Raw genomic sequence first — 20,847 nt, 5'->3', positions numbered from 1 at the left:
ACCGATGCCGAAGCAAGAACAGTGGAGCTGAGTATGCCCACCTCCGAGGAACGCGTAGTCGCGGCCCTGCGTGCGTCGCTGCTCGAGAACGAGCGGCTGCGCAAGCAGAACGACACCCTCGTGCGCGCGGCGACCGAGCCGGTCGCCGTGATCGGCATGGCCTGCCGCTACCCGGGAGACGTCAACTCGCCGGAAGACCTCTGGCAGTTGGTGTCCGGGGGCAGCGACGCAATGACCGCCTTCCCGGCGGACCGCGGCTGGGACCTCACCGGCTCCACCACCGACCCGGCCGCCCTGCGCGGCGGATTCGTCGCGACGGCCGCGGAGTTCGACGCCGGCTTCTTCGGCATCTCGCCCCGCGAGGCCCTGGCGATGGACCCCCAGCAGCGCCTCGTCCTGGAGACGTCGTGGGAGGCGCTGGAACGGGCGGGTATCGACGCCGCGGCGGTACGCGGCAGCCGCACGGGCGTATTCATCGGGTCGAGCAACCAGAACTACGGCGCCGGGACCGCCGAGGACGTCGAGGGCATCGAAGGCCACCTGCTGACGGGCAACGCGGCGAGCGTGGTCTCCGGACGGGTGTCGTACACGCTGGGCCTGGAAGGTCCCGCGGTGACGGTCGACACCGCCTGCTCGTCGTCGCTGGTGGCGCTGCATCTGGCGGTGCAGGCGCTGCGCACCGGCGAGTGCGACCTCGCGCTGGCGGGCGGCGTCACCGTGATGTCGACACCGGACGTGTTCGCCGAGTTCGACCGCCAGGGCGGCCTCTCCGGGGACGGCCGCTGCAAGGCGTTCGCGGACGGCGCCGACGGCACCGGCTGGGGCGAGGGAGCGGGCGTCCTGCTGGTGGAGCGCCTGTCGGACGCGCGGCGTAATGGTCATCCGGTGCTGGCGGTGGTCCGGGGCTCGGCGGTCAATCAGGACGGCGCGTCCAACGGTCTCACCGCTCCCAACGGCCCCTCGCAGCAGCGGGTGATCCGCGCGGCGCTGGCCAACGCGGGCCTGTCGGCTGCCGATGTGGACGCGGTGGAGGCGCACGGCACCGGTACGACCCTGGGCGACCCGATCGAGGCCCACGCGCTGCTGGCGACGTACGGGAGGGAACGGTCCGGGGCCGAGCCGCTGTGGCTGGGTTCGGTGAAGTCGAACATCGGGCACACCCAGGCGGCGGCGGGTGTGGCGGGTGTGATCAAGATGGTGGAGGCGCTGCGCCACGGGGTCCTGCCCGCGACGCTGCACGTGGACGAGCCGTCGTCGCACGTGGACTGGGACGCGGGCGAGGTACGGCTGCTGACCGGGGCGGTGGACTGGCCCGGCACGGGTGAGCGGCCGCGCCGGGCGGCGGTCTCGGCGTTCGGCGTCAGCGGGACGAACGCGCATGTGATCCTCGAACAGGAGACAGCACCCGCGCCCGCCGCCGTGGCAGCCGTACCGACGCCGATGCCGGCGGTCGTCCCGTGGATCCTCTCCGCCCGCACCCCGGAGGCCCTGCGTGCCCAGGCCCGTGCGCTGTCGGAGTTCCTGACCGAGCACCCGGACGCAGGTCCGTCGGCCGTGGCCTGGTCCCTGCTGACGACCCGATCGGCCTTCGAACACCGGGCGGTCGCCCTCGGAGCCGACCGCGACGCCCTGCTCGCCGCCGTGCGCGACCTCGCCGAGGGCGAGAAGACCCCGCAGGTGGTGACCGGACGGGCCCGGGAGGAGAGCGGCAAGGTGGCCTTCCTGTTCTCGGGGCAGGGGGCGCAGCGGGTGGGTATGGGGCGGGAGTTGTACGAGGCGTATCCGGTGTTCGCGGAGGCTTTCGACGCCGTGTGCGCGCGGGTGGAGGGTGATCTGAAGGCGGTGGTCTTCGGTACGGATGCGGAGGAGTTGAACCGGACGGGGTGGACGCAGCCCGCGCTGTTCGCGGTCGAGGTGGCGTTGTACCGGCTCGTCGAGTCGTGGGGTGTGCGGCCGGACTTTTTGGTGGGTCACTCGGTGGGTGAGCTGGCGGCCGCGCATGTCGCCGGGGTCCTCACGCTGGACGACGCGTGCCGTCTGGTCTCGGCCCGTGGCCGTCTGATGCAGGAACTGCCCTCCGGTGGGGCGATGTTCGCTCTGGAGGCGACCGAGGACGAGGTGGCGCCTCTCCTCACGGACGATGTGTCGGTCGCGGCGGTGAACGGTCCGCGTGCCGTGGTCGTCTCCGGTACCGAGGCCGCCGCGGAGGCCGTCGCGGCGGAGATCGCCGCTCTCGGGCGTCGTACGACCCGCCTGCGCGTCTCGCACGCTTTCCACTCGCCGTTGATGGAGCCGATGCTGGCGGAGTTCCGCGCGGTGGCGGAGAGCGTGACCTACGGTGAGCCGGGCATCGCGGTCGTGCCGAACGTGACCGGACAGGTTTCTGCCGCAGGGGAGTTGGCGTCTCCGGAGTACTGGGTGCGGCATGTCCGTGACGCGGTTCGCTTCGCCGACGGGATACGCACCCTGGAGGACCGGGGAGTCACCCGCTTCCTGGAACTCGGCCCCGACGGCACCCTCACCGCCCTCGCGGCGTCCTGCGTGACGGGTGACGCGGACGCGCTGCTCTTCACACCCACGCTGCACAGGACGGCCCCCGAACCGGCGTCGGTCCTGCGTGGCCTGGCCCGTCTGCACGCGGACGGCGCACCGGTCGACTGGCGGACGCTCTTCGCCGGCACGGGGGCCGACGCCGTAGACCCGGTAGACCTGCCGACGTACGCCTTCCAGCGGGAGCGCTACTGGCTGGCCCCCTCCGCGACCGGCCCGCGACCCGCCACCGGGACCACGCCGTACCCCTCCGCGGTGGTCGACACGGAGTTCTGGGAAGCGGTCGAGCGGCAGGACGTCGGCACCCTGGCCGGTGATCTGGACGTGTCCCCGGAGGTCCTGGACGCGGTCGTCCCGGCGCTGTCCCGCTGGTACCGCAGGCGCAGCGACCGGCACCTCACCGAGTCCTGGCGCCACGGCGTCGTCTGGCGCCCTCTGACCCAGGTCACGGCGACGGGCGGCACGGCGCCGTCCGGCCGCCGGCTGGTGATCGTCCCGCGGGCGGGCGGGGGCGGCGAGGACCGGTCCGTGACCGAGGCCGTGCTCGACGGCCTCCGGACCCACCACGGCTTCGACCTGCACCGGATCGAGGCCGCCGGTGACCGAGCCGGACTGGCGGCTCAACTCGCGGCGGCCGACGCCGAATACGGTCCTTTCGAAGGAGTGCTGTCTCTCCTTCCGCTCGCCGGCGACCACGACGGAGGAGTGACGGGCACGGTCACCCTGATCCAGGCGCTGGCGGACACCGGTCTGTCCGGTGGGCCGGTGGTGTGGTCGGTGACGCGCGGGGCGGTGTCGGTGAGCCGTTCGGACGCCCTGTCCGCGCCCGGACAGGCCGGGGTGTGGGGGGTCGGGAGGGTGGCGGCGCTGGAACACCCCGACCTGTGGGGCGGGTCGGTCGATCTCCCGGAGACACTCGGCAGGCGGGAGATCGGACGGCTGGCCGCCGTACTGACCACGTTGCCGGGGGAGTCGGGAGAGGACCAGGTCGCGGTCCGTGACTCCGCGGTCTTCGGACGGCGGCTGTCGAGGGCGGCGGCGGCGCCGCGAGAGCCGTGGCAGCCGCGCGGGCCGGTACTGATCACCGGCGGCACCGGGGCGATCGGCGCCCGGGTGGCGCGGTGGGTGGTCGAGCGGGGTGCGGAGGACGTCGTCCTGGTGAGCAGGCGGGGCCCCGCGGCACCGGGCGCGGCCGAACTGGAGGCGGAGCTGCTGTCGCTGGGCGCCGCGCGGGTCACGCTGGCGGCGGTGGACGTCTCCGTACGGGAGGACGTCGCCGAGCTGCTCGCCCGGCACCCCGTGGACGCCGTCTTCCACACGGCCGGGGTGCTCGACGACGCCGTACTCGGCGGCACGGACCCGGAGCGCCTGCGGCAGGTCATGCGCGCCAAGTCCGAAGCGGCCGTCCACCTCGACGAGTTGACGCAGAACCTGTCGGCCTTCGTGCTCTTCTCGTCCCTCGCCGGAGTGCTGGGCAACGCCGGACAGGGCGCGTACGCCGCCGCCAACGCCGTCCTCGACGCCCTCGCCGAGCGGCGGCGGGCCGAGGGGCTGGCGGCCACGTCCGTCGCCTGGGGGCCGTGGGGCGGGGGCGGTATGGCCACGTCGACGTCGGTGTCGGCGGCGGCGGAATCGGTTGTGGGCGGCCGGGGACACGCCAGGGGCACGGTGACCCCGCTCGACCCCGACCTGGCCGTCGCGGCGCTGGCCACGGCCCTGGACTCCGGCGTGACCTGCGAGTTCGTCGCGGACATCGACTGGGGGCGGTTCGCTCCGGCGTTCACGACGCTTCGGCCCAGCGCGCTGCTGGGGGAGCTGCCGGAGGCCGTCGCCGGGGCCCGTTCCGGGGAACAGGGGCGGATCGGGGTGAGCCGTGACGACGGTCTCGCCGCGCGTATCGGTGCGCTGCCCCGGGACGCGGGGATCCGGGCCGCCGTGGAGCTGGTGCGGGCGCGGGCGGCGGGGGTGCTGGGGTTTGCGGGTGCGGAGTCGGTGCCCGCGGACCGGGCGTTCCGTGAGCTGGGTGTGGATTCGCTGATCGCGGTGGAGTTGCGGAACGTGCTGGGGGCCGAGTGCGGGGTGCGGTTGCCGGCGACGGTGGTGTTCGACTATCCGACGCCTGCGGCTCTGGCCGGCTTCCTGTACGGGGAGTTGGGGGGTGCGGTCGCGGAGACGGCCGCGGCGCCTGCGGTGCGTGCCGTCGGCTCCGATCCGGTGGTGATCGTGGGGATGGCGTGCCGGTTCCCGGGTGGGGTGGAGTCTCCGGAGGGGCTGTGGGGGCTGCTGTCCGAGGGGCGTGACGGGATGACCGGGTTCCCGACCGACCGGGGCTGGGAGGACATCGGCTCCGTGTACGGCATCGACGACGGGACGCCGTTCGCCCGGGTGGGTGGGTTCCTGTCGGGTGTGGGGTCGTTCGACGCGGGGTTCTTCGGGGTGTCGCCGCGGGAGGCTTTGGCGATGGATCCGCAGCAGCGGTTGCTGCTGGAGGCGTCGTGGGAGGCGGTGGAGCGGGCGGGGGTGGATCCGCGGGTGTTGCGGGGGTCGCGGACGGGGGTGTTCGCGGGGACGAACGGTCAGGACTATCCGGCGTTGCTGTCGCTCGCGGAGGGTGACTTCGGGGGGTATGTGGGGACGGGGAACGCGGCGAGTGTGTTCTCGGGGCGGGTGTCGTACGTGCTGGGTCTGGAGGGGCCTGCGGTGACGGTGGACACGGCGTGCTCGTCGTCGCTCGTCGCGTTGCATCTGGCGGTGCAGTCGTTGCGTTCGGGGGAGTGTGATCTGGCGCTGGCGGGTGGTGTGACGGTGATGTCGACGCCGGGTGCGTTCGTGGAGTTCAGCAGGCAGGGGGGTCTTGCGGGGGACGGGCGGTGCAAGGCGTTCGCGGAGGGTGCGGACGGGACGGGGTGGGGTGAGGGTGTCGGGGTGCTGCTGGTGGAGCGGCTGTCCGACGCCCGGGCGAACGGTCATCCGGTGCTGGCGGTGGTGGCGGGGTCGGCCGTCAATCAGGACGGTGCGTCGAACGGGCTGACGGCGCCGAACGGGCCGTCGCAGCAGCGGGTGATCCGGGCTGCGTTGGCCAATGCGGGGCTCGCCCCGGGCGATGTGGATGCGGTGGAGGCGCACGGTACGGGGACGGCGCTGGGCGATCCGATCGAGGCGCAGGCGCTGCTGGCGACGTACGGGCAGGGCCGTGATGCGGACCGTCCGTTGTGGCTGGGGTCGGTGAAGTCGAACATCGGGCACACGCAGGCCGCCGCCGGTGTGGCGGGTGTGATCAAGATGGTGGAGGCGCTGCGCCACGGGATCCTGCCCGCGACCCTGCACGTGGACGAGCCGTCGTCGCACGTGGACTGGGACGCGGGCGAGGTCCGGCTGCTGACCGGGGCGGTGGACTGGCCCGACACCGGCGGACGTCCGCGCCGGGCGGGGGTGTCCTCGTTCGGCCTCAGCGGTACCAACGCCCACGTCGTGCTGGAACAGGCACCCGAGGAGACCTCGCCGGCGGAGTCTGCTGGGGTGCTCCCGGTGATCCCGTGGGTGGTGTCGGGCCAGGGGCCGGACGCCCTCCGCGCCCAAGCCGCACGCCTGCTGACGTACGTACAGGATCTGCCGGAACTGGACCCGGCCGATGTGGCGTTGGCACTGGCGACGACGAGGTCGGCGTTCGAGAACCGCGCGGTGATCAGGGGCGGTAGCCGTGAGGACCTGCTCACCGGGCTGGCCGAGCTCGCCCGGGGCGAGGACCGGTCGGCGATCGCCGGTGACGGCAGGCTGGCGTTCCTCTTCTCCGGCCAGGGTTCGCAGCGGCTGGGTATGGGGCGGGAGTTGTACGAGGCGTATCCGGTGTTCGCGGACGCCTTCGACGAGGTGTGCGCCCACCTCGACGGTGACCTGAAGCCGGTCGTCTTCGGCACGGACGCCGAGGAGCTGAACCGGACCGGCTGGACGCAGCCCGCCCTGTTCGCGATCGAGGTCGCGCTGTTCCGCCTCCTTGAGTCCTGGGGCGTGCGCCCGGACTTCCTGGTGGGCCACTCGGTGGGTGAGCTGGCCGCCGCGCACGTCGCCGAGGTCCTCACACTCGACGACGCCTGCCGTCTCGTCTCCGCCCGTGGCCGTCTGATGCAGGAACTCCCGTCGGGCGGGGCGATGTTCGCCCTGGAGGCCACGGAGGACGAGGTGGCGCCGCTCCTCACGGACGACGTGTCGGTCGCGGCGGTGAACGGTCCGCGTGCGGTGGTCGTCTCCGGTACCGAGGCCGCCGCGGAGGCCGTCGCGACGGAGATCGCCGCTCTCGGCCGCCGCACCACCCGCCTGCGCGTCTCGCACGCCTTCCACTCCCCGCTCATGGACCCGATGCTCGCCGGCTTCCGTACCGTCGCCGAGAGCATCGCCTACGACGAGCCGCACCTCCCGGTGATCTCGAACGTGACCGGACAGGTCGCCGCCACAGGGGAGTTGGCGTCACCGGAGTACTGGGTGCGGCATGTCCGGGCCGCCGTCCGGTTCGCCGACGGGATACGTACGCTCGCGGACCGGGGCGTGACCCGGTTCCTGGAGCTGGGCCCCGACGGCACCCTCACCGCCCTCGCCGCCTCCACCGTCACCGACGCCGAGAACACCCTCCTCGCCCCCACCCTCCGCAAGGACCGCCCCGAACCCGAGACGGTCGTAGGCGCGCTGGCGAAGGCATTCGAACATGGCGTGCCCGTCGACTGGCAGGCCCTGCTGACCGGCACCGGAGCCCGGCGAATCGACTTGCCGACCTATGCATTCCAGCGTGAGCGCTACTGGCCCAAGGCGGCGCAGTCCGGAACCGACGACTGGCGTTACCGCATCGAGTGGGAGCAGCTGACGGTCCCGCCCGCCGCACCCGACACCACGCGTCGCCTCCTTCTCCAGCCGGAAGGGGAGAAGGAACTGCTGCCCGGACTCGAGGAGTTCCTGCCCGGCATCGAGCGCCTCACCTACGACCCGCAGGCCGACCGGGCCGCCCTGAGCAGCGTCCTGTCTGCCGCGACCGGTGACGGATCCGCCGCCGCCGTCCTGGCCCGCCCCGCCGACACGGCCACCGCCCTCACCCTCGTCCAGGCCCACGCCGACGCCGCTCTGTCCGCTCCTCTCTGGCTGCTCACCGAAGGCGCGGTGTCCGCCGGAGCGCCCTCGGCGGACGGTGTCGACCCTGCCAGGTCGGCGCTGTGGGGCTTCGGCCGCGTGGCGGCGCTGGAACACCCGGACCGCTGGGGCGGCCTCATCGACACGACGCCCGACGCGAGTGCGGCCACCGTGGCGGCACTGCTGACCGACGGCACGGAGGATCAGGTGGCGGTCCGTGGTGCCGATGCCTACGCGCGCCGTCTCGTCCACGCCGCCCCGGCCACCCCGACCGCCGCCACCGCGACCGGTGAGTGGCGGGCGCCGGCCCGGGTCCTGATCACCGGTGGTACGGGTGGTCTGGGCGGGCATCTGGCGCGCTGGCTGGTGGCCCGGGGTGCCACGCACCTGACCCTGACCAGCCGCCGTGGCCCGGCCGCCCCCGGTGCGGCCGACCTGGCCGCCGAGCTGGAGGCGCTGGGTGCCGAGGTCACGGTGGTGGCCTGCGACATGGCCGACCGTGACGCCGTGGCCGCCCTGCTGACCGCCCGTCCCGCCGAGGCGGTCTTCCACGCGGCGGGTGTCCTGGACGACGATCTGATCGGCAGCCTCACCCCGGATCGTGTCGCCGCTGTCCTGGCGGCGAAGGCGACGGCCGCCGACCACCTCGACGCCCTCACCCGTGACAGCGACCTGTCGGCGTTCGTGGTGTTCTCCTCGATCGCCGGTGTGTGGGGCAGCGGGGGCCAGTCCGCCTACGCCGCCGCCAACGCCCACCTCGACGCCCTCGCCGCACGCCGCCGCGCCCGGGGCCAGGTGGCCACCGCCGTCGCCTGGGGACCCTGGGGAGGCGGTGGGATGGTGTCGGACGGGGCCGCGGCCGAACTGGCCCGAAGGGGCCTGCGGGTGATGGCACCGGACCGCGCGCTGACCGCCCTGGGCCGGGCCCTGGAACTGGACGACGCCGCAGTGGTCGTAGCCGACGTGGACTGGGCCAGGTTCCTCCCGCCGTTCACCAGCCGCCGCCCGAGCCCCCTCCTCTCGGCGCTCCCGGAGACGGCGTACTCCGCCGAGCCCCCGGCGAAGGAGACGACCGGGACCGGGACTGTGACGCGCCCGCTGCTGGAGAAGCTGACGGCGCTGTCCGCCGACACCAGGCTCCAGCAACTCCAGGACCACGTACGGAAGGCCGCCGCGACCGCCCTGGGACACGAGGGCGTCCAGGGCATCGAACCGACCCGGGCCTTCCGCGAGATGGGCTTCGACTCCCTCACCGCCGTGGAACTGCGCGACCGGCTGAACCAGGACACGGGTCTGCGCCTGCCCACCACCCTGGTCTTCGACCAGCCCACGCCGGCCGACCTGGCCCGCTATCTGGCGGGCGAGCTGTTCGGCGACGGGCCGGAGAACGCGTCGGTGCTCCTGGCGGAGGTGGAGAACACGGTGGCGAGGATCAGGCGAGCGGGTCCGGACGCCCAGACCCTCCTGAAGACCCGCCTCAGGACCATCCTCACCCAGCTGGAGACCCCGGACACCGACCCGGACCCCTCCACCGAGGGCATGTCGATGGCCGACCGCCTCGACGAGGCGAGCGACGAGGAACTGTTCGACCTCATCAGCCGGCAACTGGACCAGACCTGACGACCAGACCTGACGACCGGACGTGACGACCGGCCTGGCACCCGGACGTGACGACCGGACGTCAGGCCGCGCGCACCGCACCGCACCGCACCCCACCGTGCCGTCGGACTGTGCCTCGGTCATCCACCCGCATGGACGCCCCGGCAGGCAGGGCCTTCACCCGCGATCTACGTTCGTTCCGTCCCAGGACATCTTCCCGCCCGCGGCAGAACGGGCTTGCCGCCCGCGCCGGACGGAACGTGACAAAGAGCGAGGCTCCCGCCCATGCGCAGAGAAGCGAGAGAAGCGATAGCCGTACTCGGTCTGCTGGCACTGGTCGCGGCCACCGCCGGGTGCGGCACCACCGGCGACGGCCCGCCCGGATCTCCGGCCGGGGCGGCGGCCCAGGCGGCTCCGCTGTCCGGCCGGACCGAGGACTCCTTCTACACCTACCCCGACCAGAGCGTCATCGACCGGGCGGCGCCGGGCGACATCCTCAGGTCGCAGCCGATCCCCACCCCGGCGTCGTTCCTGCTGTCGTCCGTCGTCTCCCGGGCCGAACGCATCATGTACCGCACCGCGGACGAGCACGGCAGGCCCGTCGCGGCGACCGGGTTCCTGCTCGTGCCCAGGGGAACTCCCCCGGACAAGGACGGCTGGCCGGTGATCTCCTGGGCGCACGGCACGACGGGACTGGCTTCCCACTGCGCTCCGTCACGGTCCGCGAGCCTCGGCGGGGTGACCCCCCTGCTGCTGGACTGGCTGCGGAACGGCTTCGCCGTCGCCGCCGCCGACTACCCCGGCCTCGGCCCCGAGGGCCGCCTCAGCAGCTATCTCAGCCTGAGGGCGGAGGGCCTGTCCATCGCCCACGCCGCGCTGGCCGCGCGCCACGCCGGCGGGAACACGGTGGGCAGGAAGTGGTTCGCCGTGGGCATCTCCCAGGGCGGACAGGCGGCCCTGGCCGCCGGTGAATGGGCGGCTTCGGCCAAAGGCATGCAGTTCATGGGCACCGCCGCCATGGCTCCCGCCTCCCACCTCGACGAAGCGATGCAGACGATGGCGCAGAAGCAGAACGCCGGAGAGTCCCTGCTGGGGCTGCGCGGCCTGCTCACGTACATCGCCGTCGGCGCGCACGTCTACGACCCGGCGAAGTTCCCCTACCCGGCCCTGCTGTCCCCGAAGGTCGCCGGGGAACTGACGAAGCCCGGTGTGGAGAACCTCTGCCTCGACGAGATCGAGGGGTATCTCGCCCTCTTCGCCCCGGAGAAGGACGCCGGGACACTCAACCCGGCCCTGGCGCAGCTCACTCCGGTCATCAGGACGTACCTCGAGTCCCTGAACCCGGCGCAGCGGACGTCGTCCGGCCCGATCCTGATCCAGCAGGGGGAGGACGACGTGGTCGTGCTCCCGCAGCGCACCACGGAACTCATCGGTGAACTGTGCGCGAAGAACGACAGCGTCGACTGGCGGACGTACCCCCGCACCGACCACGCGGGCGTGGCCATCGCCGGCCACGACGACCTGAACACCTGGCTGAAGAACCGCCTGGAGCACACCCCGCCCCGCAACCACTGCGAACCGAGGACACCCCACCCGACACACGGCAAATGACCACCTTCCGGTCGCGCTCCCTCCCCGTCGCTGAGCAGAAGCGGGGCCGGGAACGGCGTCCATGGCGTTCCCGGCCCGCTCTCGGTGCGGGCCCCGGGGGGAGGGCCCGCACGTCTCAGTCCCCGGGGGCTGCCGACGGTACCGGTGCGCCGGGGAAGGGGTGGAGGCGCGCCTGCCACGCCGGGTCGTCCCGCAGCCGCGCCGCGTGCTGCACCGGCAGGCACAGGTGGACGTCGCGGCCGCCGTCCTGTGCCGGGGTCGGGGCGATGTGCGCCGTCGGGACGGGGAGGTCGGGGAACTCGTACCAGAACGGCTTCCCGGCGCCCAGGTCGATGCCGTAGAGCGGGAACTGCGACCAGTTGTTGACCGTCAGGGAGGTCTCCGAGACGTCGGGCGCGCGTACCGACATCACGTGCCGGGAGACCCCGGAACGGCGGTAGGAGTTCAAGTACGCGATCTCGTCCCGGAGTTTGTCCGCCGTGTTGGCCTCCAGGCAGGAGCGGACGTCCTGTGCGACCCCGCCCAGCGGGGCCCCGCGCAGGGCGCCCGCCGTCGTGCCGGTCCAGCTGTTGGTCACACAGTTGCCCCAGTAGCCGGCGGGGAGGGCGCCGGGGCCGAGGCGGGGCTGCGCGCCCACGATCAGGCCCAGCCATTCCGGGGCGTCGGCGGGGCGGGCGCGGAGTCCGGCGTACAGCTGCCAGAGGTGGGCTGTCAGGGCGTCGTTGGTGGAGACCCACGCGTCCGCGCCGGTGAGGCCGGTCTGCGCCTCCCGTTTCAGCGCCGCCAGTTCGGCCGCGCCGAAACGCGTCGTCACCGTCGCCAGTCTGTGCAGGCCCGCCCGCAGGTTCGTCCGCAGGAGACGGAGGCGCGAGACGCCGGTGAAGGCGCGGGCGGCCACGGTCGCCGGGTCGGTGGAGAGCTCGCCCAGCGCGTCCAGGGCCGTACGGTCGTGGTCCGGAGCCGGTCCGGGCCACGGCAGCCCCCGGTGCTCCCGTGACCAGTTCTCCAGGAACGCCACCGTGTTGCCGCCGTCCGCCAGGCTGTGGTTGATCATCACGCCCAGGACCGAGCCCCCGCCGCGCAGCTGCGTCAGGCGGATCTTGAGGAGCGGGGTGTCCCGGTCGATGACGCGGAACGCGCTCACCTCGCGCAGCAGGCCGCCGATCACCGGCTCGGCGCGCACGGACGGCCCGTACTCCCGCATCGGCTCCGGGGACTCCGCCTCCGTGAAGCGGACCCCGGCGTCGTCGCACAGCACGCTCAGGCCGCCGCCCGACCCGGCCGGGTCCCGGACCAGACGGCCGGAGAGGGGCGGGTAGCGGCGCAGGGTGCGGGCCAGCGACGCGCGCAGCTCCGCCCCGTCGAGCGTGTCGCGGTAGAAGAACGTCATCGGGGTGTACCAGGAGCCGGTCAGCAGGTCGTAACCGCTCAGCCGGATCCGGCGCGGCGGGGCGTCCGCCGTGCCCGCGCGGACCACGTACGAGCGGACCTCCCGGCTCTCCACCGTCCGCCGGAACGGCGCCGCCTCCGGGCTCCCGGCCCGCTTCCTCGACGTCGTCACCGCGTCCCCCTCAGTCCCACGCGACGAGCAGCCGGTCCACCCCGTAGTGCACCGCCCGGTCGCGCAGCGGGACCTCCTTTGCCGGGGTCGCCAGGCGCAGCTTCGGGAAGCGGGCGAACAGGGCGCTCAGACCGACCCGCAGACTGGTGCGGGCCAGATGCTGGCCCAGGCACTGGTGCGCGCCGAAGCCCAGCGCGAGGTGCCCCCGCGGGACGCGGGTGACGTCGAGGGTGTCCGGGTTGTCGAAGACCGCCGGGTCACGGTTGGCGGACGGCAGGGAGAGGACCACCGTCTGACCGGCCCTGACGGTGACACCGTCCAGCTCCACGTCCTCCAGGGCGCAACGGCTCGAACCCATCTGGGAGATGGTGAGGTAGCGCATCAGCTCGTCGACGGCGCCCGCCCCGTACAGTTCCGGGCGGGCGCGCAGCAGCGCCAGCTGCTCCGGGTGCTCCAGCAGCGCGAACGTGCCCAGCGCCAGCATGTTCGGCGTCGTGTCCAGTGAGCCGCCCAGCGTGAGGACCGCGAGGTTGACCATCTCCTCCTCGGTCAGCTCCCCGGTGGCCGCCAGCTGCCCGAAGAAGTCGTCGCCCTGCTCCGCCATCCGCTCCCGGACCACCGGCCGCAGGGCCGCGTCCATCGCCTCGACGGCGCCGATGAACTCCTCCAGGGTGTACGTCAGCGTCATCATCAGCGCGAAGCTCTTCGAGATGACCTCCATCAGCTCGGCCGACACCCCCATCAGGGCGCGCACCGAGCGGACGCTCACCACCTCCGCGAACGACTTCAGCAGATCGGCGGGCGAACCCTGCGCCTCCATCTCGTCGAGGGTCCGGTCCACGATGCGGACCAGCTCCGGCTCGAACTGCTGGATCTTGCGCACCGTGAAGTGACCGGCCAGCAGGCGCCGGTACTTGGCGTGCTCCGGTGCGTCGGTCTTCGCGAACGCGCCCGGCGCGGACGGCTGCGGGGCGTACTCCGTCATCGGGAACGGCGGCGCGACGACATGCGCCAGCAGTTCGTTGCGGTGACTGAAGCGGTTGTCGGCGAGGATCTGGCGCACCAGGTCGTGCCGGGTGACCAGCCAGCCGCTCGGGTCCTTCGGGTACACCTGGAAGGTGATCGGGCTGACCGGCTCCTTCTCGCGCAGCCGGGCGTACTCCGCGGGCGGGTCGAAGGGGCACCTGCCGCGGTCCGACGGGATCACGGGGGCGTCGGGCCTGCTCTTCATCGTCGCTTGCTCCTCGCGTCAGGATTCGGTCAGGCGCGCTTGACGACCAGCGGCAGGTGCCGCGCGCCGAACACGTTGGTGCCGTGGTAGGTGAGCCGGGCGTCCGGGGCGACCTCGACGCGGGCGTAGCGGTCGAGGAGCGCGTTCAGTGCGATCCGCGCCTCCAGACGGGCCAGCGGCGCCCCGATGCAGTAGTGGATGCCGTGCCCGAACGCCGCCTGACGGGCGTTGGAGCGGTCCGGGCGGAAGGCGGCCGCGTCCTCGAAGACCCGCTCGTCGCGGTTGGCGGACAGCAGCCAGAGGTGGACCAGGGTGTCGGGCCCGATCTCCAGCCCGCCGAACTCCGTCGCCGCCGCCGTCACCCGCTCGATACGGGTGAACGGCGGCCGCAGCCGCAGCGTCTCCTCCAGCACCGCCGGCAGCAGCGACCGGTCCTCCCGCACCCGCTCGAACAGCTCCGGGTTCTCGTCCAGCGAGATCAGCGCGTTGCCCAGCAGCACGGCCGTGGTGATGTGCCCGGCGAGCAGCAGCAGCGTCGCGAAGCTTGCGATGTCCTCGTCGTCCAGGCGCTCGCCGTCCAGTTCCGCGCCCACCAGCATGCCCAGCAGGTCGCTCTGCGGGGTGCTGCGCCGGTCGTCGATGAAACCCTGGAGGTACGCGGCGATGACCTTGCCGGTCTCCTCCATCCGCTGGACGGCCTCGGGGTCCTCGGGGTCGGTCGTCAGCAGCTGGTCGGCCCAGCCCTGGAAGCGGTCCCGGTCGGACGGCGGCACACCGAGCATCCGGGCGATCACCGTCACCGGCAGCGGGTTGGCGAGCGTGTCGACGAGGTCGAAACGGTCCGACTCGCCTGCCGCGTCGAGGAGTTCGGCGGTGAGGTCGGTGATCCACGGTTCGAGGCCGGTGATCAGGTTCGGGGTGAAGGCACGGCTGACCAGCCGGCGCATCTTGCCGTGCAGCGGCGGGTCCAGGAGCAGCAGCGTGCCGCGCGGCGCCTGCTTCTCGCCGCCGGTCAGCCGGCCCACGGTGTCGGAGGAGAAGGTCGCCGGGTCGGCCAGGACGCGCTGGATGTCCTCGTGCCGGAAGAGGTGCACATGGCCGTCCCCGTCCCGCCACACCGGGTTCTCGTCCCGCATCCGCGCCAGCCAGGCGACCAGGGCCCTGCCGCCGTCCGGCTCGACCGTGGGGGGCCTGCCGGCGGCGGGGGCGGCTCCGGGGGCGGTGCCGGGTACGGGGGCGGTGCCGGCTACGGCTCCGGGTCCTTCCTTGGCCACCAGTGATTCCCCTTTCGTGCGGCCCCGGCGCGCTCACGCGGGGGCGCGGGGTGCGGCACACGGCGCACCGGGTCGGACCGGCACCCCGGCGGGGCCCGGCTCTCGCGCCACTCCAGCACGCGCCGCGCCCCGCGGACCAGGAACGTCGGCGCACTCTAGGGATTCACCGAGTACCGGCTCCCGCGCCGCCCCCGAATCTCTGGAGGAAATCCCAGACAGTCCCGCCCACCGGCCGCAACGAGCAGGCGCAGAGCCGAAGATGGGCAGGCCCGGCCGCCGCCCAGACCGCCGGGCGCCCGTACCGCCCACGACGCGGAAGGCCGGCACCGGCATGGACATCGCGATCGACCACGACAAGTGCATGGGAGCGGGTCAGTGCGCGCTGATCGCCCCCGAGGTCTTCGACCAGGACGAGACCGACGGTCACGCCCTGCTGCTCGTGGAACATCCGGGCAGCGAGCACCACGAGGCGGTCCGCGACGCCGGCTACTCCTGCCCGCTGGGCGCCATCACCCTCCACGAGAACGACGACGAGCACGAGAACGACGACGAGAACGAGCACGGACACCAGCACGAGGACCAGCACCAGCACGAGGCCGCGGGCTGATCCCCGCCCCGCCCAGCGTCACCCAGGCATCAGGAACGAGAGGTCGCCATGCGCGTACTGTTCGCCGGTCTGTCGGAGAAGTCGCACCTCTACACCATGGTGCCGCTCGCCTGGGCCCTCGCGGCGGCCGGGCACGACGTGCTGATGGCCAACGCCCCGTCCCTGACCCCCGCCATCACCGGCGCGGGCCTCACCGCCGCCCCCGTCGGTGACGACCACGCCATCCACGCCGACATGGCCGCCGCCCGTGACTCCCAGGACGCCGACGTCGCCAACTGGGGCCGCCTCGGCCCCGGCGAGACCGACTGGGCGGCCCTGCGCGAGCGCTACGAGATCAGCGTGCCCTACGGCTTCGCCCGCTACAACGACCTCGTCCTCGACGACATGGTCGCCCTCGCCCGCGACTGGCGCCCCGACCTCGTGATCCGTGACCCCATCGCCTACGCGGGCGCCGTCGCCGCCCGCGCCTGCGGCGCCGCCCACGCCCGGCTGCTGTGGTGCGCCGACGTCTACGGCAGAGCCCGCCGCACGTTCGTCGAGCTGGCCCGGCAGCAGCCGGAGCCGGAGCGCGTCGACCCGCTCGCCGACTGGCTCGACGAACGCGGCGCGCCCTACGGCGTGACCTGCGACGAGGAGCTGCTGAACGGCCGGTTCACCATCGACACCCTCCCGCCGAGCCTGCGCCCGCCGTCCGAGCTGCACCAGCTGTCCATGCGCTACGTCCCCTACAACGGCCCCGCCGTCGCCTGGGACTGGCTGCGCGAGCAGCCCAAGCAGCCCCGGGTGTGCGTCACCCTCGGCAGCACCAACACCGAGGCGTACGGCGGTGACTACGTCCCCCTCGACGACATCCTCACCGCCCTCGGCGCGCTCGGCGTGGACGTCGTCGCCGCCCTCATGCCCGAACAGGCCGAGCAGCTCGGCGATCTGCCGCCCAACGTCCGCGCCGTCAGCGGGATCGCGCTGAGCACCCTGCTGCCGACCTGTGCGGCCGTCGTCCATCACGGCGGCTGGGGTTCCTTCTCCACCGCGCTCGTCAACGGTGTCCCGCAGCTCGCCCTCTCCACCAACGTCGCCGACCAGGAGCTGCGCGGGCTCGCCCTCCAGCAGGCCGGCGCCGGGATCTTCGTGCACCACAGCGACGTGGACGCCGGACAGGTCCTGGTCCACACCCGGATGCTCCTGGAGGACCCGTCGTTCGCGGCGGCGGCCGGGCGGCTGCGCGACGAGTCCGCCGCCCTGCCCAGCCCGCACGCCCTGGTCCCCCTCCTGGAACGCCTCACGGCGGACCGCTGACCCGGCCGCCGCGACCGGCGGCCACGCCCGGTCGGCGTCCGCGACCGACCGTCCTCCCCGACCGTCCGCCGTACACTCCACCCCGCCCCACCTGCTCCATCCCGCCCCACCCCCGGCCCTGCCCCACCCCGCACCGCACACACGAGGAAGGAGGACGGCGCCCCCGCCACCCCACCCCGGACCCACGGGGTGCCGGACGCCGTAACCCCGATGAGTCAGACGCGCATCCTGGTGACCGGCGGTGCCGGCTTCATCGGCTCCCACTACGTCCGCACCCTCCTCGGGCCCCTCGGCCCCGACGACGTGTCGGTGACCGTCCTGGACGCCTTCACCTACGCCGCCAAGCGGGCGAGCCTCGACGAGGTGGCCGGCTCGCCGCGCTTCCGGCTGGTCGTCGGCGACATCTGCGACGCGTCCGTCGTGGAACCGCTGATGGCCGAGCACGACCAGGTGGTGCACTTCGCCGCCGAGTCGCACGTCGACCGCTCGCTGTCCAGCTCCGCCGAGTTCGTGCGCACCAATGTGCTGGGCACCCAGGTCCTCCTCGACGCCGCGCTGCGCCACGGCATCCGCACCTTCGTGCACGTCTCCACCGACGAGGTCTACGGCTCCATAGAGTCCGGGTCCTGCTCCGAGGAGAAGTCGGTGGACCCCAACTCCCCCTACGCCGCGTCCAAGGCGGCCAGCGACCTGCTCGCGCTCGTCTACCACCGCTCGCACGGCATGGACGTCCGGGTGACCCGCTGCTCCAACAACTACGGGCACCACCAGTTCCCGGAGAAGATCATCCCGCTCTTCGTCACGCGTCTCCTGAAGGGCGAGAAGGTCCCCCTCTACGGCGACGGCCTCAACGTGCGCGACTGGCTGCACATCGACGACCACGTCCGCGGCATAGAACTGGTCCGCACCCGCGGCCGGGCCGGCGAGATCTACAACATCGGCGGCGGCACCGAACTGACCAACCGTCAGCTCACCGAGCGCCTCCTGGAGGCGTGCGGAGCCGGCCCCGGCCAGATCGAGTACGTCACCGACCGCAAGGGCCACGACCGCCGTTACTCCGTCGACTGGACGAAGATCCACACCGAACTCGGCTACAAGCCGCAGAAGGACTTCACCGAGGGCCTCGACGAGACCGTCGCCTGGTACCGCGCCCACCGCGACTGGTGGGAGACCGCCACGGAGACCACCGCGGAGAGCGCCACCGGCCCGGCCCCGGACCACGGGGCCACCACCGGGACCGGAGCCTGAGCATGCTGACCTTCCGCACCCTCGGGCTGCTCGAGGTGACCGACGACGGGCGGCCGGTGACCCCGACCGCCCCCAAGGTCCGCCAGATGCTCGCCCTGCTGCTGGCCCGCCGCAACACCCTGGTGTCCATCCCGGCCATCGCCGCGGAACTGTGGGACCACACCCCGCCGCGCAGCGCCACCGCCACCATCCAGACGTACGTCTACCAGCTGCGCAAGTTCCTCCAGACCGACGGCGACACGGTCGCCGGCACCGGTCCGCTCGTCACCCGGGCCACCGGCTATCTGCTGCGGGTGGCCCCCGGCGACTACGACGCCGAGGAGTTCGAACGGCTCACCGTGCAGGCACGTTCCGCGATCGAGGCCGGTGACGCCCGTACGGCGACGGAACGCGTCGGCGCGGCGCTGGCCTGGTGGGCGGGACAGCCGTTCGCCGACGTGCCGCAGGGCCCCTACCTCCAGGCGTACGCGCTGCGCCTGGAGGAACTCCACATGCACGCACTGGAGTTGCGTATCACCGCGGGTCTCTCGCTCGGGCTGCACCGCGAACTCGTCCCGGAACTCAAGGAACTCGCCAGCACCTATCCGCTGCACGAGTGGTTCCAGGGCGGCCTGATCATCGCGCTGCAGCGCTGCGGCCGGCGCAGCGAGGCCCTCCAGGTCTACCAGCGGCTGCGCAGCCTGCTGCGCGACGAGCTCGGCCTCGACCCGTCACCGGGACTCCAGCAGATCCGCCAGCACGTCCTCACCGACCGGGTCACCGCGGCCGACCTCAGCCTGCTGGTGGGCTGACCGGGCGCCCGGCGCCCCACGGCAGCCGGAGGAGCAGCCGCAGGACACGGGGCAGACCCGGAGGAGACGCGGCGAGCCCCGGCGGGACACGGGGGACACAGCGAGCCCCGGCGGGACATGAGGGCGCCAGGGGTCCTCACCCCGCCGCCTCCACCGCCGTCCACAGATCCCGCACCGCCTCCCCGACCCCCCGCCGGGGCTCCCACCCCAGCAGCTCACGGGCCGCGGAGACGTCGACGCACATCCAGTCGGCGTCCGCGGCGGGCCGTACCGTGCCGCCGCTGTCCTCGACCACCTGGGCGGTCCGCCCGCTGGCCGCGATGAGCAGGTCGACCATGGTGCGCACATGCTGCGACGTACCGCTGCCGATGTTCAGCACCCGCCCCCGCGCCGCCGACGTCCGGGTCGCCGCGACGATCGCCTCGGAGGCGTCCTTGGCGTCGACGAAGTCCCGGCTGCTGCGCAGCGGCGACAGCTGCACGGTGACCGGCTCGCCGGGGACGGCGGGCGGCGCGAGCAACTGCCGTGCGACCCGCCCCAGCAGACTGCTCGGCGGGGTCCCGGCACCGATCACGTTGGACAGCCGCAGCACCACGGCGTCGGTGCGGCCCTCGGCCGTCGAGCGGAGCACCGCGCGGGTGCCGAGCAGCTTCGACTGGCCGTAGTCCGTCGTCGGAACGGTCGGGGAGTCCTCGGCGAGGCACCCGCCCGCCGCCTGCGGCTCGTACTCGTGGACGGACCCGAGATGCACCAGCCGCGGCTGCCAGGAGGCGGCGCCGAGCGCGGCGAGGAGACGGTCCACCAGCAGCTGGTTGCCCTGCCGCATCACCCCGGGCGACGACGACCACGCCACGCCGGCGGCGTTGACGACGGCCACCGGGTGCTCCGCGTCGATCAGGCCGGTCAGCGGCGCGGGCCCGTCCTTGACCAGGTCCATCGGGAAGAACCGCCACGACGCCGGGGTCTTGCCGGCGTGCCGGGCGACCGCGAGCACCTCGTGACCGGCGGCCTCCAGGGCGGCGCCGGCGTGCAGGCCGACGAATCCGGTGGCGCCCAGGACGACCACCCGGCCCGACGGCCCCCCGCCCGGCCCCTGAGGCAGCCCCCGCGTACCGACCAGCGCCATGCCGCTGCCTCCTCCTGCCGACGGCTGCCGCCGAAGGCTTCCGTACCACGACCTTGCCCGGTCACCGCTGTGCACGTCACCGTGCCGCGCGGTCACTCTGGCACCCGGCGATCGAGGATTTCTTAAGGACGGTTCGACCCGAGCACGGCCTGAGCGGGCCCTGTGCCGGGCTCGAAACGTCCTCCAACGGTCCTCGAACGGGGCGCCATAGGGTGCTGACACCATGAAGGTTCGAGAGATGGCCGTGCCGGACGCCTTCCACATCACGCCGCACAAGCACGGCGATGTGCGGGGCAACTTCTACGAGTCGTTCCGCCACGACAAGCTGGCCGCCGAGATCGGCAGGCCGGTGCCCGTGGTCCAGGTCAACTACTCGGTCTCCCGCAGGAGCACCCTGCGCGGTCTGCACGGCACCCTGCTGCCGCCGGGCCAGGCGAAAGTGGTGTGCGTGGTGCGGGGCGCGGTCCTGGACATCGTCGTGGACCTGCGGATCGGCTCACCCACCTTCGGGGTGCACGAGGCGAACCGGATGACCGCCGAGTCGGGCGACACCGTCTTCGTCGCCGAAGGCCTCGTGCACGGCTTCCTCGCCCTCACCGACGACACCTGCGTCTCCTACCTCTGCTCCACCGAGTTCGTGCCCGGCACCCAGCTCGACATCGACCCCTTCGACACCGAACTCGCCCTGCCGTGGGACCTGTCGGAGACGCCGCTGATGTCGTCCAAGGACTCCGCCGCCGTCTCCGTGGCCACCGCGCGCACGGCCGGACTGCTGCCGTCGTACGAGGACTGCCTCGCCCACTACGCGGCCCTGAGCGGCACGGCCTGACGGCCCTGA

The 20,847-nt window shown here is 73.1% G+C and carries 11 protein-coding genes; 7 read left to right on the top strand and 4 right to left on the bottom strand.

Annotated features, from left to right (window positions below; all coding sequences use genetic code 11):
- Positions 1 to 33 precede the first annotated feature (33 nt).
- Together ABZ862_RS32090 and ABZ862_RS32085 are read left to right on the top strand one after the other, a co-directional pair.
- On the top strand, positions 34 to 9,285 hold the full coding sequence (locus ABZ862_RS32090; RefSeq protein WP_360965872.1) for a type I polyketide synthase: 9,252 nt from the start codon (positions 34 to 36) through the stop codon (positions 9,283 to 9,285).
- Positions 9,286 to 9,549: 264 nt separating this feature from the next.
- Positions 9,550 to 10,875 (top strand): prolyl oligopeptidase family serine peptidase, encoded by a 1,326-nt coding sequence (locus tag ABZ862_RS32085; RefSeq protein ID WP_360965869.1) that lies wholly within the window; start codon positions 9,550 to 9,552, stop codon positions 10,873 to 10,875.
- A gap of 115 nt (positions 10,876 to 10,990) precedes the next feature.
- Here the strand turns inward: ABZ862_RS32085 and ABZ862_RS32080 are convergent, their stop codons facing one another.
- The 3 genes from ABZ862_RS32080 to ABZ862_RS32070 are packed head-to-tail and all read right to left on the bottom strand — an operon-like array spanning position 10,991 to position 14,941.
- Positions 10,991 to 12,436, bottom strand: a complete 1,446-nt coding sequence (locus ABZ862_RS32080; RefSeq protein ID WP_360965867.1) for an acyltransferase — start codon at positions 12,434 to 12,436, stop codon at positions 10,991 to 10,993.
- Positions 12,437 to 12,446: 10 nt separating this feature from the next.
- A complete protein-coding gene (locus ABZ862_RS32075) occupies positions 12,447 to 13,667 on the bottom strand; it encodes a cytochrome P450 (protein WP_360965864.1) in 1,221 nt (406 codons plus the stop codon).
- A gap of 29 nt (positions 13,668 to 13,696) precedes the next feature.
- Positions 13,697 to 14,941 (bottom strand): cytochrome P450, encoded by a 1,245-nt coding sequence (locus ABZ862_RS32070; protein ID WP_360965861.1) that lies wholly within the window; start codon positions 14,939 to 14,941, stop codon positions 13,697 to 13,699.
- Between the two features lie 331 nt (positions 14,942 to 15,272).
- On the opposite strand from ABZ862_RS32070, the gene ABZ862_RS32065 reads away from it, so the two are divergent.
- The 4 genes from ABZ862_RS32065 (at position 15,273) to ABZ862_RS32050 (ending at position 18,883) form a co-directional block, all read left to right on the top strand.
- Positions 15,273 to 15,548, top strand: coding sequence for a ferredoxin (locus tag ABZ862_RS32065; protein ID WP_360965858.1), 276 nt, complete (start codon positions 15,273 to 15,275; stop codon positions 15,546 to 15,548).
- A gap of 48 nt (positions 15,549 to 15,596) precedes the next feature.
- Positions 15,597 to 16,844 (top strand): activator-dependent family glycosyltransferase, encoded by a 1,248-nt coding sequence (locus ABZ862_RS32060; protein ID WP_360965855.1) that lies wholly within the window; start codon positions 15,597 to 15,599, stop codon positions 16,842 to 16,844.
- Between the two features lie 210 nt (positions 16,845 to 17,054).
- Positions 17,055 to 18,092 (top strand): dTDP-glucose 4,6-dehydratase, encoded by a 1,038-nt coding sequence (gene rfbB / locus ABZ862_RS32055; RefSeq protein WP_360965852.1) that lies wholly within the window; start codon positions 17,055 to 17,057, stop codon positions 18,090 to 18,092.
- A gap of 2 nt (positions 18,093 to 18,094) precedes the next feature.
- Positions 18,095 to 18,883 carry an AfsR/SARP family transcriptional regulator gene (locus tag ABZ862_RS32050; RefSeq protein ID WP_360965849.1) on the top strand — a complete coding sequence of 263 codons (789 nt, stop codon included), beginning with the start codon at positions 18,095 to 18,097 and terminating at the stop codon, positions 18,881 to 18,883.
- Positions 18,884 to 19,019: 136 nt separating this feature from the next.
- Here ABZ862_RS32050 and ABZ862_RS32045 read toward each other — a convergent pair whose 3' ends face one another.
- Positions 19,020 to 20,009 (bottom strand): NAD(P)-dependent oxidoreductase, encoded by a 990-nt coding sequence (locus ABZ862_RS32045; RefSeq protein ID WP_360965846.1) that lies wholly within the window; start codon positions 20,007 to 20,009, stop codon positions 19,020 to 19,022.
- A 223-nt stretch (positions 20,010 to 20,232) separates the two neighbouring features.
- Here ABZ862_RS32045 and ABZ862_RS32040 point away from each other — a divergent pair, with 223 nt between their 5' ends.
- On the top strand, positions 20,233 to 20,838 hold the full coding sequence (locus tag ABZ862_RS32040; RefSeq protein WP_360965843.1) for a dTDP-4-dehydrorhamnose 3,5-epimerase family protein: 606 nt from the start codon (positions 20,233 to 20,235) through the stop codon (positions 20,836 to 20,838).
- Positions 20,839 to 20,847 lie beyond the last annotated feature (9 nt).

Source organism: Streptomyces sp. NPDC047000, assembly GCF_040644295.1.
Classification (GTDB): Bacteria; Actinomycetota; Actinomycetes; order Streptomycetales; family Streptomycetaceae; genus Streptomyces.
Note: the sequence above shows the minus strand (reverse complement) of the source record. Positions and strands in the feature narration are given on the sequence as shown.

Excerpts from the sequence above, each read along its gene's own strand:
- ABZ862_RS32060 (WP_360965855.1), top strand. The coding sequence starts at position 15,597 with ATGCGCGTACTGTTCGCCGGTCTGTCGGAGAAGTCGCACCTCTACACC.
- ABZ862_RS32040 (WP_360965843.1), top strand. The coding sequence starts at position 20,233 with ATGAAGGTTCGAGAGATGGCCGTGCCGGACGCCTTCCACATCACGCCG.
- ABZ862_RS32075 (WP_360965864.1), bottom strand. The coding sequence starts at position 13,667 with ATGAAGAGCAGGCCCGACGCCCCCGTGATCCCGTCGGACCGCGGCAGG.
- ABZ862_RS32065 (WP_360965858.1), top strand. The coding sequence starts at position 15,273 with ATGGACATCGCGATCGACCACGACAAGTGCATGGGAGCGGGTCAGTGC.
- ABZ862_RS32045 (WP_360965846.1), bottom strand. The coding sequence starts at position 20,009 with ATGGCGCTGGTCGGTACGCGGGGGCTGCCTCAGGGGCCGGGCGGGGGG.
- ABZ862_RS32085 (WP_360965869.1), top strand. The coding sequence starts at position 9,550 with ATGCGCAGAGAAGCGAGAGAAGCGATAGCCGTACTCGGTCTGCTGGCA.
- rfbB (WP_360965852.1), top strand. The coding sequence starts at position 17,055 with ATGAGTCAGACGCGCATCCTGGTGACCGGCGGTGCCGGCTTCATCGGC.
- ABZ862_RS32090 (WP_360965872.1), top strand. The coding sequence starts at position 34 with ATGCCCACCTCCGAGGAACGCGTAGTCGCGGCCCTGCGTGCGTCGCTG.
- ABZ862_RS32050 (WP_360965849.1), top strand. The coding sequence starts at position 18,095 with ATGCTGACCTTCCGCACCCTCGGGCTGCTCGAGGTGACCGACGACGGG.